Below are 19,461 nucleotides of genomic sequence, written 5' to 3'. Positions count from 1 at the left end.
AACAACAAAGCCGGCTTTTGCCGGCTTTGTTGTTTCTGGCAATCTGATATTTTCGCCTTTAGCCACTCAATTTTTTAAGCAGGCTTTCCAGTTTTTCCTGATCAATAGCAAACTGTCGGATACCTTCAGCGAGTTTGTCGCTGGCCATTTTATTCTGGTTCATCTGCCACCGGAATGTTTGTTCATCCAACACGGGTTCTCTGGCTGAAACACTGGCCGAATCCGATAATTTTTGTTCCAGCGGTGCCTCGGACTGAGCCAGTTCTTCCAGCAGAACAGGGCTGATGGTCAGCCTGTCACAGCCTGCCAGCTCCTGAATTTCGCTGATATTTCTAAAACTTGCGCCCATAACAATGGTCGAAAAGTCATGTTTCTTAAAGTAGTTGTATATTGCTTTTACTGACATGACGCCGGGATCATTCGCGCCGGTATAATCGCCTTCTGGCTCATTTGCCTTATACCAGTCCAGTATGCGCCCGACAAAAGGTGAGATTAAGTAGACCCCCGCTTCTGCGCAGGCTCTGGCCTGAGCAAAAGAGAACAATAATGTGACGTTGCAGTGAATGCCTTTGGATTCAAGAATATGAGCAGCCTGAATACCTTCCCAGGTCGCGGCGATTTTTATCAGGACCCGGGAGCTGTCAACGCCCGCGTCTTCATACATGGCAATCAGGGAAAGGGCTTTTTCTAACGTCGCCATCGTGTCAAAAGAAAGGCGTGCATCGACTTCTGTAGAGACCAGACCGGGCACTTGTCCCATCAGCTTGCAGCCGATTAATACAGAAAGTTTGTCTGCCGCCAGGGCGATAGCATGCTGAGTATTTGTCTGTGACTTTGCCCAGTTTATTGCATCGATGCCTAAAGGGCGGAATGTATCAGACTGCATTGCTTTAAGTAGCAGGGATGGATTAGTGGTGGCGTCCTGGGGCTGATAACGCTCTATAGCATTAAAGTCTCCCGTATCAGCAACCACTGTGGTCATTGTTTTAAGTTGATCTAATTGAGTAGGCATACGCATTCCACAAAATAATTTACTCAGGTTAAACGCTGACTTTTATCTACAGATAACAGCCGAGGAGCCGAACTGAAGGTGGGTTTTTCTCAGTTCATGTCGAGCTGGATAGACCATCCTGTTAATAATCTTTTTATATTACCTTTACAATTCGGTATTGTTGATATTATCATACAAATAAATGTTGTAACTATTTTTGTTAACAGTTTATCGAAAAGGGTCTCTATGTCTCGCTACACGCTGGGATTGGATTATGGTTCGGACTCGGTACGTGCTCTTCTGGTAGACGTAAGCACGGGCGCCGAACTCGCCAGTCATCAAATAAATTATCCTCGCTGGACAGAAGGCCGCTTCTGTGAGCCTTCTAATGATCAGTATCGTCAGCATCCGCAGGATTATATTGATAGTTTAATTGCCGTTGTCAGGGGGCTGTGGGAAAAAGTTCCTGCCGGCACCGCTGAAAATGTCATCGGCATGAGCTTTGATACTACTGGCTCAACGCCGGTAGCCATAAATGACCAGGGAACGCCCCTGGCATTGACTGCAGAGTTTGCTGAAAACCCCAATGCAATGTTTGTATTGTGGAAAGACCATACAGCACTTCACGAAGCAAATGAAATTACCCAGGCGGCAACCAATAATGATGTTAATTACCTGGCCTATATGGGCGGGATCTATTCATCCGAGTGGTACTGGGCCAAAGCACTGCATATCTTTCGTAATGATGCAGCAGTCAAAGCAGCGACGCATGCGTGGGTTGAACATTGTGACTGGATGACAGCATTGATGTGCGGCAAAACACATCCATCCGAGCTTACCTTTGGTCGCTGTGCTACAGGCCATAAGATGATGTGGAATGAGCAATGGGGCGGCTTTCCGCCTAACGAATTCTTCACACAAATTGATCCACTGCTGGATGGATTAGTCGAGCATATCAATCCTAATACGTATTCAAGTCATGAAAAAGCAGGTGACCTGACCGGCGAATGGGCTGAAAAATTGGGGCTGCCTGAGGGTATCGCAATTGGGTATGGCGCTTTTGATTGTCATATGGGGGCGGTTGCTGCCAACGTTCGTCAGGGTGTGCTTACCAAAGTTATGGGTACATCAACCTGTGATATTACGGTGACTTCTCAGTCACAATTAGGCGATACCTGCGTTAAAGGAATATGTGGTCAGGTTGATGGGTCAGTGGTGCCTGGAATGATTGGTCTAGAGGCCGGTCAATCTGCATTTGGTGACCTTTATGCCTGGTTTAAAAACGTGGTGCTCTGGCCCACCCGTCAGTTACTTAGCGAATTAACCGAATCAGGTCAGCGCGAACTGGTTGAAAAAATTGAAGAAAGTGCCTTGGTACGCTTATCTGATGCAGCCTCATTGCTACCGGTTAAAGAATCCGACGCGGTGGCGCTTGACTGGGTCAACGGCCGGCGTACACCGGATGCCGACCAAAGTGTTGCGATGGCAATGGCTGGTATCAAAATGGGAACTGATGCGCCGCAACTTTTCAAAGCGTTGGTAGAGGCGACTGCCTTCGGTGCGCGTGCCATAACTGAGCGATTTGAAGATGAAGGTGTTCCTATCAACTCGGTGGTCACTATCGGCGGTATTTCTAAAAAGTCTGATTATGTCATGCAAACCTGTGCAGACGTTTGGAATTGCCCGATTGACGTACTGGAGAGTGAACAAAGCTGCGCACTGGGCGCTGCTATTATGGCGGCAGTAGCTGCTGGCGAATTCGATACAGTTGAAGCTGCGCAGACGGTGATGGCTTCCCCAGTGTGTAAGCAATATTTACCTGATGCTGAGCGCGCATCGACGTACGATGTGCTGTATCAAAAATACAAAACGCTTGGTGCATTTGTAGATGGAGGAAACCCATGAGCTACAAGGAATTAAAGCGAGAAGTATTTGAAGCCAATATGGAGCTTCAGCGTCGTAATCTGGTGATTTACACCTTTGGTAATGTGTCGCAAATCGACAGAGACAAGGGCGTGGTTGCAATTAAGCCCAGTGGCGTAGCGTACGAGGATATGAAGGTCGACGACATTGTTGTGGTAGATCTTGAAAATACCATTGTCGAAGGCGAAATGCGCCCCTCATCGGATACCAAAACGCATACTCACCTTTATCGCGCATTTGACAGCATTGGTGGTGTGACCCACACCCACAGTACCTATGCCACTGCGTGGGCGCAAGCACGCCAGAGTATCCCGTGTCTTGGCACAACACATGCTGATTATGTACACGGTGACATTACCTGCACCCGGGATTTAACCGATGATCAGGTTAACGGTGATTACGAAGAAGAAACCGGTGTACAGATTACAGATGCCTATGCTGAGCGAGACCCTAACGCAGCGCCAATGGTTATCGTGGCGGGTCATGCGCCATTTACGTGGGGAAAAGATGCTGCTCAGTCCGTTTATCACGCAGCGCTACTAGAAGAAATTGCCCGGATGGCGTATCTAACCAGAACGTTAGATCCACAAGCAGCCCCGCTAAAGCAGGCTGTCATGGACAAACATTATTTACGCAAACACGGTAAAAATGCCTACTACGGGCAAAGCTAAGCACCGTGCAGAACTAAGAGGAATTATTTATGACCACGATGACGAAAGAAGTTTGGTTTGTCACAGGCTCACAACATCTTTATGGTCCTAAGGTGCTTGAGAATGTTGCCCAGGACAGCGAAGGTATTGTTAAAGGTCTTAACAGCGCCGGCAAACTGCCCGCCGAGATTGTTTTTAAGCCAATTGTTAAATCAGCCGATGAAATTCATAATGTTTGCCGTCAGGCAAACAACGATGCCAATTGTGTTGGTTTGATTTTATGGATGCACACATTCTCGCCAGCTAAGATGTGGATTGCAGGACTTAATGAGCTGAATAAACCATGGATGCATTTGCATACGCAATTTAATGCAGCGTTGCCATGGGACTCAATCAACATGAACTACATGAACACGCATCAAAGTGCTCATGGCGATCGTGAATTTGGTTTTATCGGCACGCGCATGCGCAAAGAACGTAAAGTGGTTGTAGGCCATTGGGAGCGTGCGGATGTTCAGGCGCAAATTGATGACTGGTGTCGTGCAGCGATTGGCTGGAACGAAAGTCAGAACCTTAAAGTGGCGCGTTTCGGCGATAATATGCGTCAAGTAGCTGTGACGGAAGGCGATAAGGTTGCAGCGCAAATCCAGTTTGGTTATGAAGTGCATGCGTTTGGTACAGCTGAGTTAGCTGAGCGTGTTGACTCGGTGTCCGATGCAGATGTTGCTGCACAGCTTGATGCCTATCACAATGATTACATTATCAGCGACGCAACCTGGCAGGACAGCCACAATAAAGCGATGCTTGAAAACGAGGCACGTCTTGAGCTTGGCATGCAACGCTTTTTAGATGACGGCAACTTCAAAGCATTTACCAACTGCTTTGAAAATTTGGCAGGCCTTAGCGGGTTACCGGGTTTGGCCACGCAGCGTTTGATGGCTAAAGGCTACGGCTATGGTGCCGAAGGCGACTGGAAAACCTCCGCCCTGGTGCGTGTAATGAAAGTCATGGGTGAAGGTCGCAAAGGCGGCTGCTCATTTATGGAAGATTACACCTATAACCTTGGCGAGCGTGATCAGGTTTTAGGCGCACACATGCTCGAGGTTTGCCCGAGTATCGCAGCCTCTAAGCCAACGCTGGAAGTTCACAATCATACAATCGGGGTGAACTGTGACGTTGGCCGCTTGCTGTTTACTGCCGCACCTGGCCCGGCAATCAACGTGTCGCCAATTGATATGGGTAATCGTTTCCGGATGCTGATTAATGAGGTCGACACCGTGGCACCTCCTGCAGATCTGCCGCATCTGCCCGTTGCCTCAGCGCTGTGGGAACCTAAGCCAAATCTTTCTGTGGCTGCGGCGGCATGGATCCATGCTGGTGGCGCCCATCATACTTCCTACAGCCAGGCCGTAACTACTGACATGATGGTCGACTTTGCGGAGATGGCCGGTGTTGAGACTGTCATCATTGATGACGATACATCGATTCGCCACTTTAAGTCAGAGCTACGCAACAATGCCGCTTATTATATGCTTAAGCAAGGCTTGTAAAAGGCGCAGTAATTAAGGCAGCGGGCTTTTGATAAATTACAGTCCAGTCTGCCGAATATTGCAAAACTGATCCCATGTGATCAGTTTTGTTGTTTTTACCCCGTGTAAGATGTGACAGTCTGATGTAGAAGCAGCGAAAGAAGGGCTGGAGAATGACAGCAAATAGAATAGATCTGAGCGCGTACAAAGCCATTATCTTTGATATGGATGGCACTCTCATAGACTCCATGGGCGCACATATGGAGGCATGGAAACAAACCTGTGACAGTTTTGGGATCCCATTCGATCGGCAATACATGCACGGACTGGGCGGTGTACCCACCAAAAAAACCGTTGAAATGCTTAATGAAAAGTACGCAATGAATCATGAACCTGCTGATGTTGCGATGCGCAAACGAGAGGTTTGGGAAACCATGGATTTTATTCCGGCGCTTATCGCTGAGACAGCGGATATCTTTCATCATTATCGACCGAGCATGAAAGTTGCGATAGGCACGGGTTCTGAGCGTCCTCATGCTGAGCATTTACTCAATCATCATGATTTGATGTCTAAGCTGGATGCGATGGTGACGGCGTCAGACGTGACCCATGGCAAACCACATCCTGAAACCTTTCTAACCGCCGCTAAACTGATGAATGTTGCACCAGAGGACTGTGTCGTGTTTGAAGATACAGAGATAGGCCGTCAGGCTGCAGAGCGGGCAGGTATGGATTGCTACCTGGTAATCGACGGTAAAGTAAAGCGGCAGGGCGACTAAGCTTGCAATACACAGTCTCTTTGTAATATAAAAGTATAAATTTTATTAGGGAATTGTAAGTTATGCCTGTTTCAGCACTCGCCCCCCAATATCGCGTTACCGGTAGTCTCGTTGCCGCGGCGTTTTCTTTACTGTTCTTTTCCAGCCAGACCCACGCTCACGGAGCCGATAATATGAATAATCAACCGTCAGCTAAAATGACACACTACGGTGATATGCCTGACAGCACACCAGTTTATAAAGTTACCCTTAATAATGGCCATGGTATTGAAGCTGATGTAATTAGCTATGGCGGCATCATTACCCGACTGGTTACTCCGGACGCTAATGGTCGCGCTGGCAACATTGTGCTGGGTATGGATAATCTGCAGGATTACGTCGACGCTAATCCATATTTTGGCGCCATTATTGGCCGCTATGGCAACCGTATCGCCCAGGGTAAATTTTCTTTAAATGGTACAGAGTACCAATTGGCAACCAATGACGGCGACAACCATTTGCACGGTGGTATCCAGGGTTTTGATAAAAAAGTCTGGCAGATGGAACCTTTTGTGACCAAAACATCGGCCGGCGTTAAGTTATCGCTTATCAGTCCGGACGGCGATCAGGGCTATCCTGGTCAGCTAGACACCCAGGTAACTTACACGCTAACCAAAGATAATACGCTTGATATGGCGTTTATGGCGACCACTGATAAGCCGACTATCGTGAATCTAACCCAGCATACCTATTTCAATCTGCAGGGTGAGGGCAGTATTCTTGACCATGTTCTGCAAATTAATGGCGACACGTTTACGCCGGTAGACGAGGGGCTTATTCCTACTGGTGAAGTCAAGTCTGTTAAAGGTACACCGTTTGATTTCACGCAACCCAAAGCAATGGGTAAAGATATTGATGCCGATAATACCCAGCTGGCTCGAGGCAAAGGTTACGATCATAACTTTGTTATTAAGTCATCACCGAACAATGAGCTTGTTGAAGCGGCAAATGTCTACGAGCCGGATTCAGGCCGAACTCTGACAGTTTTGACCGAAGAGCCTGCTGTGCAGTTCTATTCGGGCAACTTCCTGGATGGAAATACACGTCAAAGCGGTATGGTGCACGAGAAGCGCAGCGCGTTCTGCCTGGAGCCTCAGCATAATCCCGACTCACCAAACCAGCCCGATTTTGCCAGCACCACGCTTAATCCGGGTGAAGTTTACTCAACCCGCATTGTTTACGAGTTCGGAACTCGTTAATACAGCAAAACTGGCTCTGCCGACGTCTGCGGCGGGGCCAGCCATTTACTGTTATCAAGAGAAAGAAAATGAATATAAAAACTATTCAGACAATGGCTACCGTAGTGCTGTTGTCTTTTGGGCTGGCAGCTTGTCAGTCCTCATCAGCAAGCCGCCAGCAAGCCTCTGATTTACAGGCACAAAGCGACATTAGTAAAAGTGGCACTTTTAGCAACCCGTTATTTCCCAATGGCGCAGATCCCTGGCTTGAGTACTGGGATGGGAATTACTACCTGACCACAACCACATGGACTTCAGAGCTCGTCATGCGCAAAGCGCCTACACTAGCCGGACTCGCTGATGCGACACCCGTGAATGTATGGTCATCAACGGATCCGGAGCGGTGCTGTAACTTTTGGGCGTTTGAATTTCATCGTCTTAAAGGCCCTAATGGGTACCGCTGGTATATGATGTATACCGCCGGAAAGGATGGTACGTTAGATAATCAACATTTAAATGTGCTGGAAAGCGCCGGCGATGATCCTATGGGCCCATACCAGTATAAAGGCGCGTTAATGCCGGATGTATGGAACATTGATGGGAATTATCTGGAGTATGACGATAAACTCTATGTAATTTACTCTCAATGGCAGGGCGATCAGCAACTAAATATCATTGCAGAAATGGAGAACCCCTGGACCCTTAAAAAAGGGCAGGAGCATACAGTTATTACACGTCCTGAGCTCGACTGGGAAATCAGTGGTCGTAAAGTGACAGAGGGCGCTGAAATTTTACAGCATAACGGGCGCACCTTCATGACGTATTCAGCAAGTTTTTGTAATACACCTGATTACAAACTTGGGCTGCTGGAGTTGGTGGGCGACGACCCAATGGACGCCAACGCCTGGAAAAAATTTGATGAACCTGTTTTTGAACGTACAGAAGAAGTATTTGGCCCTGGTCATAACGGCTTTTTCACCTCACCAGACGGTTCAGAAGACTGGTTGGTTTATCATGGCAACGATTCTGTCGAACATGGCTGTTCTGCCACACGCTCACTTCGCGCGCAAAAGTTTGAATGGAATGAGGATGGCACGCCAGATTTTGGCAAACCACTAACGCCAGGCGTAGAAGTGCCGCCACCGTCAGGTGAACATGGCCCGCTGGTAACCCGCGTGCAGGGGCAGCGCTATCAGTTGGTCAATGCAACCAGTGAACTGTGTCTGGATATCTCTTCTGATCCTCAGGATAACCGGGCAATGCAGCGTCAGTGTACTGGTACTAACGGGCAGTGGGTGCTCGACCCTACTACTGACGGATTCGTCAGATTAGCCAACCGGGAAGACAGCAAGTTTTTAGAAGTTGCTGATTGTGCCACCGCAGATAATGCTCGTGTTCAGTCAGCGGCCTGGCGCAACAACTTCTGCCAACAATGGAAACTGGAAAGTGGCAGTGACGGTAATATCACCATCACTAACCGCTATTCACAGAAGCCTATTGCGATAGCCGGATGTTCCTCCTCTGCCAATCAGGCCGTTTTGCAACAGAATGCTGACAGTGCCTGTACACAATGGCAACTACGCCCCACAGGCGAGGTGGTTATACTTAGCCAGCAAAGCGGTAAGGCCGTTAGTGTGGCAGACGAAGATCGTAACGTTGAGCAACAGGCATTCAACTATGCGCAAAACCAGCAGTGGCAGATAACTCCTACCAATACCGGCTATGTCAGTCTGAAGCTTAATGCCGGCGATGAAATGTGTATTGGCACCGATGACAATGCAGTAGTGCCCGGCGCTAACCTGTCTATGGTTGAATGCTCACAGTCTACCGCGCAATGGAAGATACGTCCCGCGCAGGGTGGTGGAGTTATGCTATTGAATCGTTACAACAATCAGGCAATGGGCGTCTCAGACTGTGGCCTGGCGAATGGAACTAATATCGCCCAACAACCTGACATGGAAACAAAGTGCCAAGTCTTTCATTTCAGGGAGCCTCGCTAACTGTCAGTAGCATGTAATCACCAAGCCCGCATAAAAAGCGGGCTTTTTGGCTTATAAGTGCAGCCTAGTTCGGTGATGACGCCTGCTTAACGGATGTAAGGCAAAAAAGTTTGCCTAATATTCCGGCGGGTAAATAAGCGACAAACAAAATAAAACAATGCATAAGCACAAAACGACATTGCATGACACCTAGTGATAATAAGACCATTTAGCAAACCTAGAATCATCGTCAATGGTAATAACCAGCCAAAATATAAGTTTTACAATACTAGCTTTTATTGTTAAGTAAAATTACTTAGTCTCGACCCCGATCATGCTGAAAACGTATCACATACAGGTTTCTACAACTAAAGCCTCTAGATATGGTGCCGATAAATTATATTACTTATGAAGTTGGGATCCCCTATGTTCAATCAGAAACTCAAAGAGGCATTGTTTTCAAGTCAGAATGAAAATGCCATGTACCGTCAAATAATAGATAGCCTGAAAAGTGAAATGCTTCATCTCACGTTATCGCCACACGGTGAGATAAATGCAGTAAACGAATGGGTTTGCAATGAGCTGAACTTTTCAAAGAATGAGCTTCTCGGTAAGACATTCACGCAATTGGTGCCAGAACGTTCCCGCTCTACCAATCATTATCAGCAAATGTGTGATGCAATCAACAGGCAAGAACATTGGTCGGGTGCCGTTGAAATAGATAATGGCAAAAACCACTGGGTTCGGATCATTCTGCAGCCGGTATTTGATGTCAGTGGGAAATGCCTGTCCATCGATATTTTTGGTAGTAACCTAACCCGGACCATCGAAACTTCCCGTGAGAACGAAAATATGATTTCGGCGCTTACACGTTCAATGGCCGTTATTGAATTCACTCCCGATGGTTATATAACTCATGCCAACGATCTGTTTTTAAATACAGTGGGCTACAAGCTCGATGAAATAAAAGGAAAGCATCATCGGATTTTTTGTACCGAAGAGGAGAAAAATAGTCAGCAATATCAGGATTTCTGGCACCGTCTTAACCAGGGACAGTTTGTGGCATCCAGGTTTAAGCGGGTCAACAAAAGTGGTCAGACAATCTGGCTTGAGGCTTCGTATAACCCTATTTTCGATGCATACGGCAAGCTCTATAAAATGGTTAAGTTTGCCACTGATATTACAGCGCAAGTTCAACGTGAGATGCTTGTCAATGACGCGGCAGAATTTGCGGCTCAGACATCGTCTGAAACCGGAGACTTTGCGTCTCACGCTCAGCAGCTTATGAAAAATACCGAAGCTGCGATGGCTGGATTAGCCTCACAAATGGAGCGAGCTTCGCAGCAAATTAATTCGTTGGAAGAACAGTCAAAATCAGTAAGCAGTATGGTTAATTCTATTGGCGGCATTGCAGACCAAACCAATCTGTTGGCGTTAAATGCTGCTATTGAGGCGGCCCGGGCAGGTGATCAGGGCAGAGGATTCGCGGTGGTGGCTGACGAGGTGCGCGAACTGGCCTCGCGTACATCACGCTCTACCGAAGAAATTATTCGGGTTTTTGCTCAAACTGATAAGCTAACCGGTGAGTCCGTGCTCTCTATACAAGAGAGTTTGAAAACCGCAGAGAATGTGATGAACCATATTCAGGAAACCAGCCAGACAATTAACAATATTCATGAAGGGGCACAAAAAGTGGGAGAGGCGGTTTCTCAGCTTTCGAACCGTCTTGAGTAAGATGCGTTGCAACAGATATGAAACTGTTATTTTTACCGTGGTGGGCAAAGGCTGTTCGTGGAGAAATGAGCGTATGAGCGAGCTGCGAACGCTAATGACTTCACATTTACTTAAGTGATTTTCACTTACACGCAAGCTCCCGGGGACGCACAGCTACCACCGACGAGTACCATTGCGTTTTCGAGAAGGACGCGCCAACTATGATGTGCTGTGTGATTGTTAGCCAATGAATAAAACTACAGGAGGGGTGCGTGACGTTGGCTTTAGGCAAGCCAAGATCTGATTGCGTTGTGACGAATCTGCCCGTTGTTTTCTAAACAGATAGGGAGATAGCGGCATCTGAATTATTTACGCTAAACATCCCGCGGCGCGAACATAATTATGGCCATGCCCAATAGCGCCAGTCCAGATCCAACGAGATCCCAGAATGTTGGGCGAACACCGTCGATAAACCAGAGCCATAAGATAGCGGTAAATATATAGACCCCACCATACGCTGCGTAGACACGACCGGCAGCTGTGGGATGTAATGTGAGTAACCAGGCAAACAGGGCCAAACTGAGTGCCGCAGGGAGTAAAAGCCAAGCCGACTTGTCTTCCCGAAGCCATAGATAGGGCAAATAACAGCCCACAATCTCGGCCAGTGCGGTAAGAAAAAACAGCCCGACTAATTTAATTTCCGGCAAAATCCTTCCCCCTGAAGATTAATCAGACAATAAAAAAATGCAGTTTGCAGTCTATCCATAGTTTTCTTTCTTTGAGAAATGTTTCGGGGTTTTGATTATCACACCGTTTGCACGCTGCACATTTAATAGCTAAGCACTATAACCGAGAGATGTCTTCTTTTCTCTGTTAAACAAGACGTCTTACCATCAATTCAAAAGCAGACCTTCGTTCTGGGATATCATTGCTACTCATAGGAAGGTCACACTATACCCGTTCAGTCAGTACACAACTGAAAGTGTCACAAGTCAGGATGGGGAAGTTTGGTTCTATCTTCGACAGAATCAGTTTTGATCAACAATAAAAAAGCTGGAATGGCCACATGAAAAACCATTCCAGCTACGCAAGAAACTGTATAAAATTTTATAGTCGATAATCAGGACTACTTCGCACGCTTCAAAGCGTGGCTATTCTTATCGATTAAACAAAAGCTTCATGGTTAACGTCTATATGTGACCCAATAAGCTCGGTATTAGCGTCCGACTTAGTCATTAACCAGTCTAGTGAGCGACCTCTCTGCTACTTTTAAGCGATCACATCTCTGTGCACATTGCCCCGTGGGAGTCATATCTGAACAACCTTATCGTCTAAGGTCACTCTAACCAATGCCACACTAACATTATAATGTAATACTATAGTATATTTTGGTGGTGTGTACATAGATTGAAATTAAGTTTTGACGTAATAATTATCGATATACTACGCACGGGGGGAGAAAATCGGGTGACCAACCTTAGATAGCTCACCTACTTAAACATGTTTATTCATATTTAAACGCTACAGGAATTAGCCGCGCTTTGTGGCACAGAAATGATCAACGTTTAAGGGCAAGTACCACGCAGCTGATAGTGGTGAAAAATACAGCAGGACAGTAGCCCAACACTTAAGCGGATCTTCTGTACCTTTTTCTGGCCTCTTTTTTCCAACATGGGCAAGGTTTATGCCCACACTCAACAGTGCTGAGAAGTGTTCAGGCGTAATCTGTCTTCTTTATTCGCTAAATTACTTATTTCTTCCACGCTCAAATGCCTCATAGATAGCGCTTTTTGCTGAAATGCAGGCAGCAAATACGGTAATAACAAAAAGCATTTCTCTGGCATTTTCAATACCCGCCACGAATAGCCATATAATGAACATTAAAGTAGAAAGTGCCAGAAGTGACACCACAAACTTAACGTAATTAGTCTTCATTATAGTCTCTTAAAATTTGATGAAGCCTGCCCGACAAATCTATAAACGGGCTACTCAGACGTTACTTCGCTTTAGTCAAAGTCCCGTCTATGATTTGCTGTGTGGTTCCGCCTATAGCCGCGCCATTAATGGCGACAACGCCTCTGCCCAAAGCTCCTGGCGCGCTGGCGCCACCGGCTAAAGCGGAAAACCCGCCTGTAACCAGCCCGGTTGCAGTCGCTCTTGCAAGTCCGCCTCACGAAAAGCTGCCATTAAAGGCCGAACCTAACAGGTAAACACCTGCTCCTAACGCAGCTCCTTGCAAAACGGCGCCACTTACTAAATCCATGTCTTTACTTTATAGTTCAATAACTTGCATATCACTTCCTTATATAATGGTAACTAATTTATGTCTTGGGTCGGTTAAAGACATAAATACTTTATCGCGCCACGTGATGCTATCAACTGTACTGTGGGCTATTAGTCGTTATTGATAATAATGAGTGAAGGCTGTTATGAATTGAATTAGTGGCGATTTTGCTTTATTAGACCGCTCCACGGACTATTAACGTTGTTCAGGGGAACCGTTTCGACGTTATAGGCCGTTAGGTGCTGACCCGGTGGGGAGTATCATAATAATGTTTGAAATAAAGAAAAAAGGATTTGTTAGAGCGTATCAGCAGTGTGAAATAAAAAGGCTGAAATGGCCACATGAAAAACCATCCCAGCCCTGCGGGAAAAACTAGTTAACTTTTACCACAACAATTGATTTAGCTGGCAATTGAAAATTGCTGGCTTTAGTTTCAAAAGGCTTTGGTGCAACAACATCCTTTTGTTCAAACGTGTTTTTGTCAGTGATATTTTTAGCAGTAAGAATTTCGCCTTTGAGCGTTTTATTCGAATCACCCTCCAGGTCCAGTGTAATGGCCGCTACGTTTTCAGGATCAAGATTGACCAGCGCAAGATAAGTACTGCCATCTTTGCTCTTGGCCAGCGAGCCGGTTACGGCGGGGAGCGCTTTATCATCCATTGTATAGTCAGATGTATCTAACTCTACAGGGATAGCAGTGGCATCCTGAAAGACACTGTACATATCATAAACGTGGTATGTAGGCGTTTTCAGCATATCCGGACCATCGGTCAGAATCATGGCCTGCAGCACATTCACCATTTGTGCAATGTTAGTCATGTGCACGCGTTCAGCGTACTTGTGAAAAAGGTTAAGGTTGATGGCAGTCACTACAGCATCGCGCAAGGTATTTTGCTGATATAAAAAACCGGGCTCGCGGTCTTCTTCTGCATCATACCAGGTACCCCACTCATCGACATAGAAGCCAAGCTCGCCCTCAGGGTCATTTTTATCCAGAATGGCGATGTTATTTTGCAGATATTCATCCATTCTGTATGTACGCTCAAGGGTCGCAAACCACATGTCTTTACCAAACTCGGTAGCATGCCCCTTAGTCTCCCACTCACTGGTGGGAAGCGTATAAAAGTGGTAACTGATACCATCCATGTTACGTTCAATGTTTTTGCTCAGTACGTCTGTCCATTGCGTATCTTCCGTATGGCCGCCACTTCCTACTAATAGGGGTTTTTTCCCCGGAGGTGTTTTCAGGAACGTGGCGTATTGACGATAAAGATCGACGTAATAATCTGGCTCCATATGACCGCCACAGCCCCAGGATTCATTGCCAATCCCAAAATATTTGATGTCCCAGGGGTCTTCGCGGCCATTCTCGCGACGCAGGTTAGCCAGGGTAGAGTTTTTGTCCGAGGTCATGTACTCCATCCATTCGGCCATCTCCTGAACGCTGCCGCTACCGAGATTACCGTTGATGTAAACCTCCGCCCCTAACAGCTCAGCTAAATCAAAAAATTCATGGGTCCCCACGGCATTAGTTTCTTCAACGCCACCCCAGTGGGTATTAACCTTTACAGGACGTTCATTCTTTGCACCGATACCGTCGCGCCAATGATATTCATCGGCAAAACAGCCACCAGGCCAGCGCACCAGAGGCACGCTCATTTCTTTGAGCGCGTCAATTACATCGTTGCGAAAGCCTTTGGTGTTGGGAATAGATGAGTCGGGCCCAACCCAGAGTCCTTCATAAATACCCCGGCCCAGATGCTCGGCAAACTGCCCGTAAATGTCTTTGTTGATGACTGGACCCTGTTGCTCTAAGTCTGCAGTTACTGTGACCTGATGGGGGGCTGCCGAGGCCATCCCGGTCGACAACGCCACGCTCAGCAAAGATGCTTTAATAAACCTGTAGTTCATGCTATTTCTCCTGTGCGGCTTCTGTAATACCTTCCGTACTCATGACAACGCGCTTGAGCGTACCATCATCGTTATAAATAAGCGGGTCAATGGCCACCGAGCGACGAAAGCGGCCGCCACTTGGCTCATCGCCCTGTGGGGGGAGCGCGCCGGTATGATAAATAAAATAGTCCTTACCCTTGTATTCAATAATGGACTGATGGTTGGTTTCCGAATTGCCGGCCACTTCATTGAGAATGCCCTTATATTCCCAAGGTCCATGAATGCTTTTACTCATGGCATAGCAGATTTTTTCGGGAAACTCGCAGGCGTACGTGAAATAATAGTTTTCACCTTTTTTGTGTACCCAGGCCGCTTCGGTAAATTTAGGTACATCTATGACCCTGATCTCACCATCTAGCTCTGTGAGGTTATCTTTCAGCTTGACGTACTTAGGTACAAGATTTCCGAAAAACATATACGTATCGCCATTTTCTTCGACAAAAATGGCAGGATCGATATCGTCCCAGTCGTTAGGCGTTTGGGTGGTCATGTCGTTGGTAACAAGCGCGTGGCCGATAGCATCTTTAAAAGGGCCTGTTGGGGAGTCGGAAACCGCTACACCAATAGCAAACCCGGGTTTCTTCTCGTTATGACGAACGGTGGTGAAAAAGTAAAATTTGCCATCTCTTTCAATCATGTGCGAGGCCCACGCATCACCTTTTGCCCACTTGAAGTCAGTCGCCTTCATAATCGGGCCGTGGGATTTCCAGTTCACCATGTCGGTAGATGAAAAAGCCAGCCAGTCATGCATTTCAAAAAACACATCATTATTGGGTGCTTCATCGTGTCCAGTATAAAGATAGACGGTATCGTTATGTACCAAGGCGGCTGGATCTGCAGTAAACACATCGGTGATAATTGGGTTTTTTGCAAAAGCCTGCCCGCTTAATAAAAGCGCCGCAGAAGATAACAATAGTTTTTTCATGCTAGTTTCTTCCCACAAAATGTTGATGTACGTCCAAAGCTGCCATCATCGCCTCACCCGAGGCTCTGTTGTTGACGAAGTTCATCAGTCAACGCGAATTTGTTGCAGCCCAAAAAGCACAAAAATGTAAACAGATCTTTAATACTATTGTAATGCCAGCCAGAATGTAAACCAGTTTAGAGTAATATTGTATTAATAATGGTAGTGGATCCTGTTCTATTATGAATCTCAATATTCCACTTCTAATGAAGGTGTTGTCTTGGCACGTCGTCAACACTTGTATAAATTGCAGAGAAGAAATATTACTTTTGCTATATGCGAATAATTTGACTACCACCCAGTCTGGCTGCGTACTAGCAAGAGGTTTGGGAGCCTCATTGCCGCAATCTCTGCAAGATTTCACCGTTTAGCAATACTTTCAAGCTGTCATTTGGAGTGTTGATTGTTTACCCTTGCACCAACGGACCGCCGCCAAAAACGTATTTTCTCTCCGGCTTACGCTGTAAAAAATTAATAATAATCGTTAACGGTTTATTATTGACACATCAAATGTAATACAATAATATCAAGTGAGAATAACAAATAATTAACAGAGAGGCTCAGGCCTCACACACTCAATGTCAGTTCACAACTGTAGCCTTGATCAGCAGTTCGGAACGTTGTTGACTAGGACCATAAGAACCGGAGTAGAAACGTATGTTTAAACGAACACACCTTGCCAGTGCTGTCCTCGTTGCTATGTCCTGCCAGTTTGCGATTGCGCAAGAAAATCAGGATGACCAGACCACATCGACCCAGGACGGTTCAGATGTTGAAATAATTGAGGTATCTGGTGTACGTGCCAGCTTAAGTAAAGCGATAGATGTTAAACGTCAGAATGTTCAGATTGTTGACTCAATTGTTGCAGAAGATATTGGCGAATTTCCTGACAACAACGTGGTTGAAGCACTTCAACGCGTTACAGGTGTACAGGTTACCGATCGTGCTTCAGGTGAAGTCAATACTGTTACTGTCCGTGGTTTGACAGATGTAACAACGACAATTAATGGCCGTAACGTGTTTACCGCATCTGGCCGTGCAGTTGCCCTGGCTGATATTCCAGCAGCGCTGTTAAAAGCAGTAAATGTTTATAAAACACGTTCGGCGTCTCAAATTGGTAGCGGTATTGCCGGTCAGATTGATGTGAAAACTCAACGACCGTTTGATTTTGACGAACGTACATTTGTACTAGCAGGTCGTGCTATCCATCAGGAACAGGCGGATAAAACAGATCCACAGTTTAGTTTCCTTGCTACGGACACCTGGGAAGTTGGTGGCGGTGATGTTGGCGCGCTGCTGAACGTTGCTTATACCCGGACTAATTTCCGTGACCAAAGTATTACAGCGGGCGCAATGCTGCCGTTTGTAACGGAAAATCCCTCTGCGCAAATGTTAAGTGGTGCGGACTACACGCCTTTGCAGCGTATTTTTCCGGACCAGTGTTCACCAGAATGTTGGACACCGGGTATGGAAAACGGCCTGCCGTTTGCGGCCGGTTCAACATTGAATCTCAATGGTACAGACGAACCTTATTATCTGAGTCGTGATGCTATCTTTGGCTCTGATTTTCAGGGTGAGCGCGAACGTCCTGCGGTCAACTTGTCGCTGCAATGGGCGCCAAATGACTATTCTAACTATACCTTTGAAGCATTTTATAATGGTTATGAGCAGGAGTCTTTCAACTCATTATTCTTTCAATTCGTCGATGCCTGGGGCAATGTCGATCCGAACGATCCAGTCGGCCTGATTGACGGCACCAATATTATTGAGTCGCGGTTTGTAAACAACGCGTTCAACTTCACATCCGGTGATGTGACGAAAGGTGAAACGGACAGCTATTTGTTCTCGTTAGGCGGTGACTGGCAGATCAATGACTTCTTTAACGTAAAATCAGAAGTTTATTATCAACAGTCTGAATTCACTACGGAGTTTTTTGCAGTTCGTGGTACGACATCGCAGTCGCGTCTGTTTATGGAAGCAAACGACGGCAACGATATCCCTTCACTGGTGTATGAGAATTCAGATCCAACAAATGCTTCCATTTATAATGTAGGTGAAACATTTGAAAATGGTTCAACCTCCGAAGGTGACTCGATTACCTGGACAATTGATGCAGAGTATTTTGTCGATAATGCGTTTTTTACCAAAGTACAGTTTGGTAGTTTTGTTGACCGTCGTACAGCCGAGCAGGGCAACTACGATTTTACCGGCGCTGCAATCGGTGGCTTGTTGAGTGACTACGATGAAAACCTGCAATATCGTAACAGCGATTTCTTCGACGGCAATGCCACGTTCCCTGAATCCTGGGTAGCAGCAGATGGCTATTATGCGTTTGCTAATCGTGACCGGTATCGTGAGCTATCCGGATTGACCGGAACCTACCAGGAACAATTTGGTCAGGATGCGCCTCGAAACAGAACCAATTTCGATATCGAGGAAACCACCATCGCTCTATACGCTGAGGCGGAATACAACACTGAGTTGTTCGGTAAAGTGTTGGATGGGCAAATTGGTCTGCGTTACGAAATGAACGAAGCGGATATGACATTCTTTACCAGAGACGCTTCACTCGCCCCACAAAGTACTGCCGAACGTGACGATAATACATTGTTGCCTAGTTTAGTGGCCCGGTATCATCTTACTGAAGATTTACTGGCACGCGTTGCTTACACGGAAACAATCCGTCGCCCGGCGTTTGATCAATTGAATGCCTATACGCAGTATTTCCCTGATATAACCGATGTTGGTTATGGTACAGGTACTGGGGGAAATCCAGACCTGGAGCCAGTGGAATCGCAAAACTGGGATTTTGCCCTTGAATGGTACTTTGCGCCGGAAAGCTCACTATATGCAACATACTTTACCCGGGACATTGAAGGCATCGTCTTTGATTCAATTGTCGCAGAGCAATATCAGGCGCCAACTGATGATGCACCCGGTACTTATATTGTTTCTAAACCGGCGAATACCTCAAATGGTAAGCTGGATGGTTGGGAGTTTGGTACCGTTTACTTCCCCGAAAATCTGCCAGGTATACTTGATGGCTTAGGTATACAGGCTAGCTATACCATCCTGGACTCTGAGCAGGACATTCCGCTATTCAATGAAGACGGTGGAATTGACGAATATGATACCCGGCCAATTTTTGGTGTGTCTGATTCATCTTATTCAGCGGTACTTATCTACGATAATGAAGAACTGAGCATGCGTTTATCCTACGTATGGCGTGACGACTTCCTGAATAATTACGAAGATCGTCTGTTCGCGAACCCGCTTGGCGTATATAGGGAGGCTGAAAAGTCCATGGACTTCCAGTTAAGCTATGATGCAACAGAAGATCTGACAATTACGTTTGATGCAACCAACCTGACAGAAGAAATTTATCAAAGCTATTATGAGTACCCAACTACCCATAACTTTGGTAGCGCGCTTTACAGCCGGACCTTTGCCCTAGGCTTCCGGTATCGGATGTAATTGCA

At 46.5% G+C, this 19,461-nt stretch carries 13 protein-coding genes; 8 read left to right on the top strand and 5 right to left on the bottom strand.

The window, feature by feature from the left end; translation table 11 throughout:
• Nucleotides 1-58 precede the first annotated feature (58 nt).
• Nucleotides 59-1,012 carry a transaldolase gene (tal, locus tag F458_RS0112360; protein WP_018983743.1) on the bottom strand — a complete coding sequence of 318 codons (954 nt, stop codon included), beginning with the start codon at nt 1,010-1,012 and terminating at the stop codon, nt 59-61.
• A gap of 225 nt (nt 1,013-1,237) precedes the next feature.
• Here tal and F458_RS0112355 point away from each other — a divergent pair, with 225 nt between their 5' ends.
• The 7 genes from F458_RS0112355 (at nt 1,238) to F458_RS21160 (ending at nt 10,802) form a co-directional block, all read left to right on the top strand.
• Nucleotides 1,238-2,896: a ribulokinase gene (locus tag F458_RS0112355; protein WP_026294662.1), complete on the top strand. Its 1,659-nt coding sequence runs from the start codon at nt 1,238-1,240 to the stop codon at nt 2,894-2,896.
• Entirely contained in the window at nt 2,893-3,585 is a 693-nt protein-coding gene (locus F458_RS0112350; protein ID WP_018983741.1) for an L-ribulose-5-phosphate 4-epimerase, read from the top strand. The genes F458_RS0112355 and F458_RS0112350 overlap by 4 nt, the downstream gene beginning before the upstream one ends.
• A 29-nt stretch (nt 3,586-3,614) precedes the next feature.
• Complete coding sequence (gene araA / locus F458_RS0112345) at nt 3,615-5,114, top strand: L-arabinose isomerase (RefSeq protein ID WP_018983740.1); 1,500 nt, start codon at nt 3,615-3,617, stop codon at nt 5,112-5,114.
• Nucleotides 5,115-5,266: 152 nt separating this feature from the next.
• Entirely contained in the window at nt 5,267-5,872 is a 606-nt protein-coding gene (locus tag F458_RS0112340) for an HAD family hydrolase (protein WP_018983739.1), read from the top strand.
• A gap of 62 nt (nt 5,873-5,934) precedes the next feature.
• On the top strand, nt 5,935-7,110 hold the full coding sequence (locus tag F458_RS0112335; protein ID WP_018983738.1) for an aldose epimerase family protein: 1,176 nt from the start codon (nt 5,935-5,937) through the stop codon (nt 7,108-7,110).
• Nucleotides 7,111-7,178: 68 nt separating this feature from the next.
• A complete protein-coding gene (locus F458_RS0112330; RefSeq protein ID WP_018983737.1) occupies nt 7,179-9,089 on the top strand; it encodes an RICIN domain-containing protein in 1,911 nt (636 codons plus the stop codon).
• A gap of 405 nt (nt 9,090-9,494) precedes the next feature.
• A complete protein-coding gene (locus F458_RS21160; RefSeq protein ID WP_018983736.1) occupies nt 9,495-10,802 on the top strand; it encodes a methyl-accepting chemotaxis protein in 1,308 nt (435 codons plus the stop codon).
• Between the two features lie 353 nt (nt 10,803-11,155).
• Here the strand turns inward: F458_RS21160 and F458_RS0112320 are convergent, their stop codons facing one another.
• From F458_RS0112320 to F458_RS0112300, 4 genes are all read right to left on the bottom strand, one after another.
• Nucleotides 11,156-11,488 carry a YnfA family protein gene (locus F458_RS0112320; protein WP_018983735.1) on the bottom strand — a complete coding sequence of 111 codons (333 nt, stop codon included), beginning with the start codon at nt 11,486-11,488 and terminating at the stop codon, nt 11,156-11,158.
• A 1,039-nt stretch (nt 11,489-12,527) separates the two neighbouring features.
• Entirely contained in the window at nt 12,528-12,716 is a 189-nt protein-coding gene (locus tag F458_RS0112315) for a hypothetical protein (protein WP_018983734.1), read from the bottom strand.
• Between the two features lie 721 nt (nt 12,717-13,437).
• Nucleotides 13,438-14,976 carry an alpha-N-arabinofuranosidase gene (locus F458_RS0112305; RefSeq protein WP_018983732.1) on the bottom strand — a complete coding sequence of 513 codons (1,539 nt, stop codon included), beginning with the start codon at nt 14,974-14,976 and terminating at the stop codon, nt 13,438-13,440.
• A 1-nt stretch (nt 14,977) separates the two neighbouring features.
• Nucleotides 14,978-15,943, bottom strand: coding sequence for a glycoside hydrolase family 43 protein (locus F458_RS0112300; RefSeq protein WP_018983731.1), 966 nt, complete (start codon nt 15,941-15,943; stop codon nt 14,978-14,980).
• Nucleotides 15,944-16,639: 696 nt separating this feature from the next.
• On the opposite strand from F458_RS0112300, the gene F458_RS0112295 reads away from it, so the two are divergent.
• Nucleotides 16,640-19,456, top strand: coding sequence for a TonB-dependent receptor (locus F458_RS0112295; protein WP_018983730.1), 2,817 nt, complete (start codon nt 16,640-16,642; stop codon nt 19,454-19,456).
• Nucleotides 19,457-19,461: the final 5 nt, after the last annotated feature.

Origin of the sequence: Salinimonas chungwhensis DSM 16280, from assembly GCF_000378185.1 — a bacterium.
In the GTDB taxonomy this organism is placed as follows: Bacteria; Pseudomonadota; Gammaproteobacteria; order Enterobacterales; family Alteromonadaceae; genus Alteromonas; species Alteromonas chungwhensis.
Note: the sequence above shows the minus strand (reverse complement) of the source record. Positions and strands in the feature narration are given on the sequence as shown.

Bases quoted from the DNA above. Each gene is read 5' to 3' on its own strand.
- F458_RS0112300 (WP_018983731.1), bottom strand. From the start codon at position 15,943: ATGAAAAAACTATTGTTATCTTCTGCGGCGCTTTTATTAAGCGGGCAG.
- F458_RS0112295 (WP_018983730.1), top strand. From the start codon at position 16,640: ATGTTTAAACGAACACACCTTGCCAGTGCTGTCCTCGTTGCTATGTCC.
- F458_RS0112305 (WP_018983732.1), bottom strand. From the start codon at position 14,976: ATGAACTACAGGTTTATTAAAGCATCTTTGCTGAGCGTGGCGTTGTCG.
- tal (WP_018983743.1), bottom strand. From the start codon at position 1,012: ATGCCTACTCAATTAGATCAACTTAAAACAATGACCACAGTGGTTGCT.
- F458_RS0112350 (WP_018983741.1), top strand. From the start codon at position 2,893: ATGAGCTACAAGGAATTAAAGCGAGAAGTATTTGAAGCCAATATGGAG.
- araA (WP_018983740.1), top strand. From the start codon at position 3,615: ATGACCACGATGACGAAAGAAGTTTGGTTTGTCACAGGCTCACAACAT.
- F458_RS0112335 (WP_018983738.1), top strand. From the start codon at position 5,935: ATGCCTGTTTCAGCACTCGCCCCCCAATATCGCGTTACCGGTAGTCTC.
- F458_RS0112330 (WP_018983737.1), top strand. From the start codon at position 7,179: ATGAATATAAAAACTATTCAGACAATGGCTACCGTAGTGCTGTTGTCT.
- F458_RS0112340 (WP_018983739.1), top strand. From the start codon at position 5,267: ATGACAGCAAATAGAATAGATCTGAGCGCGTACAAAGCCATTATCTTT.
- F458_RS0112355 (WP_026294662.1), top strand. From the start codon at position 1,238: ATGTCTCGCTACACGCTGGGATTGGATTATGGTTCGGACTCGGTACGT.
- F458_RS21160 (WP_018983736.1), top strand. From the start codon at position 9,495: ATGTTCAATCAGAAACTCAAAGAGGCATTGTTTTCAAGTCAGAATGAA.
- F458_RS0112315 (WP_018983734.1), bottom strand. From the start codon at position 12,716: ATGAAGACTAATTACGTTAAGTTTGTGGTGTCACTTCTGGCACTTTCT.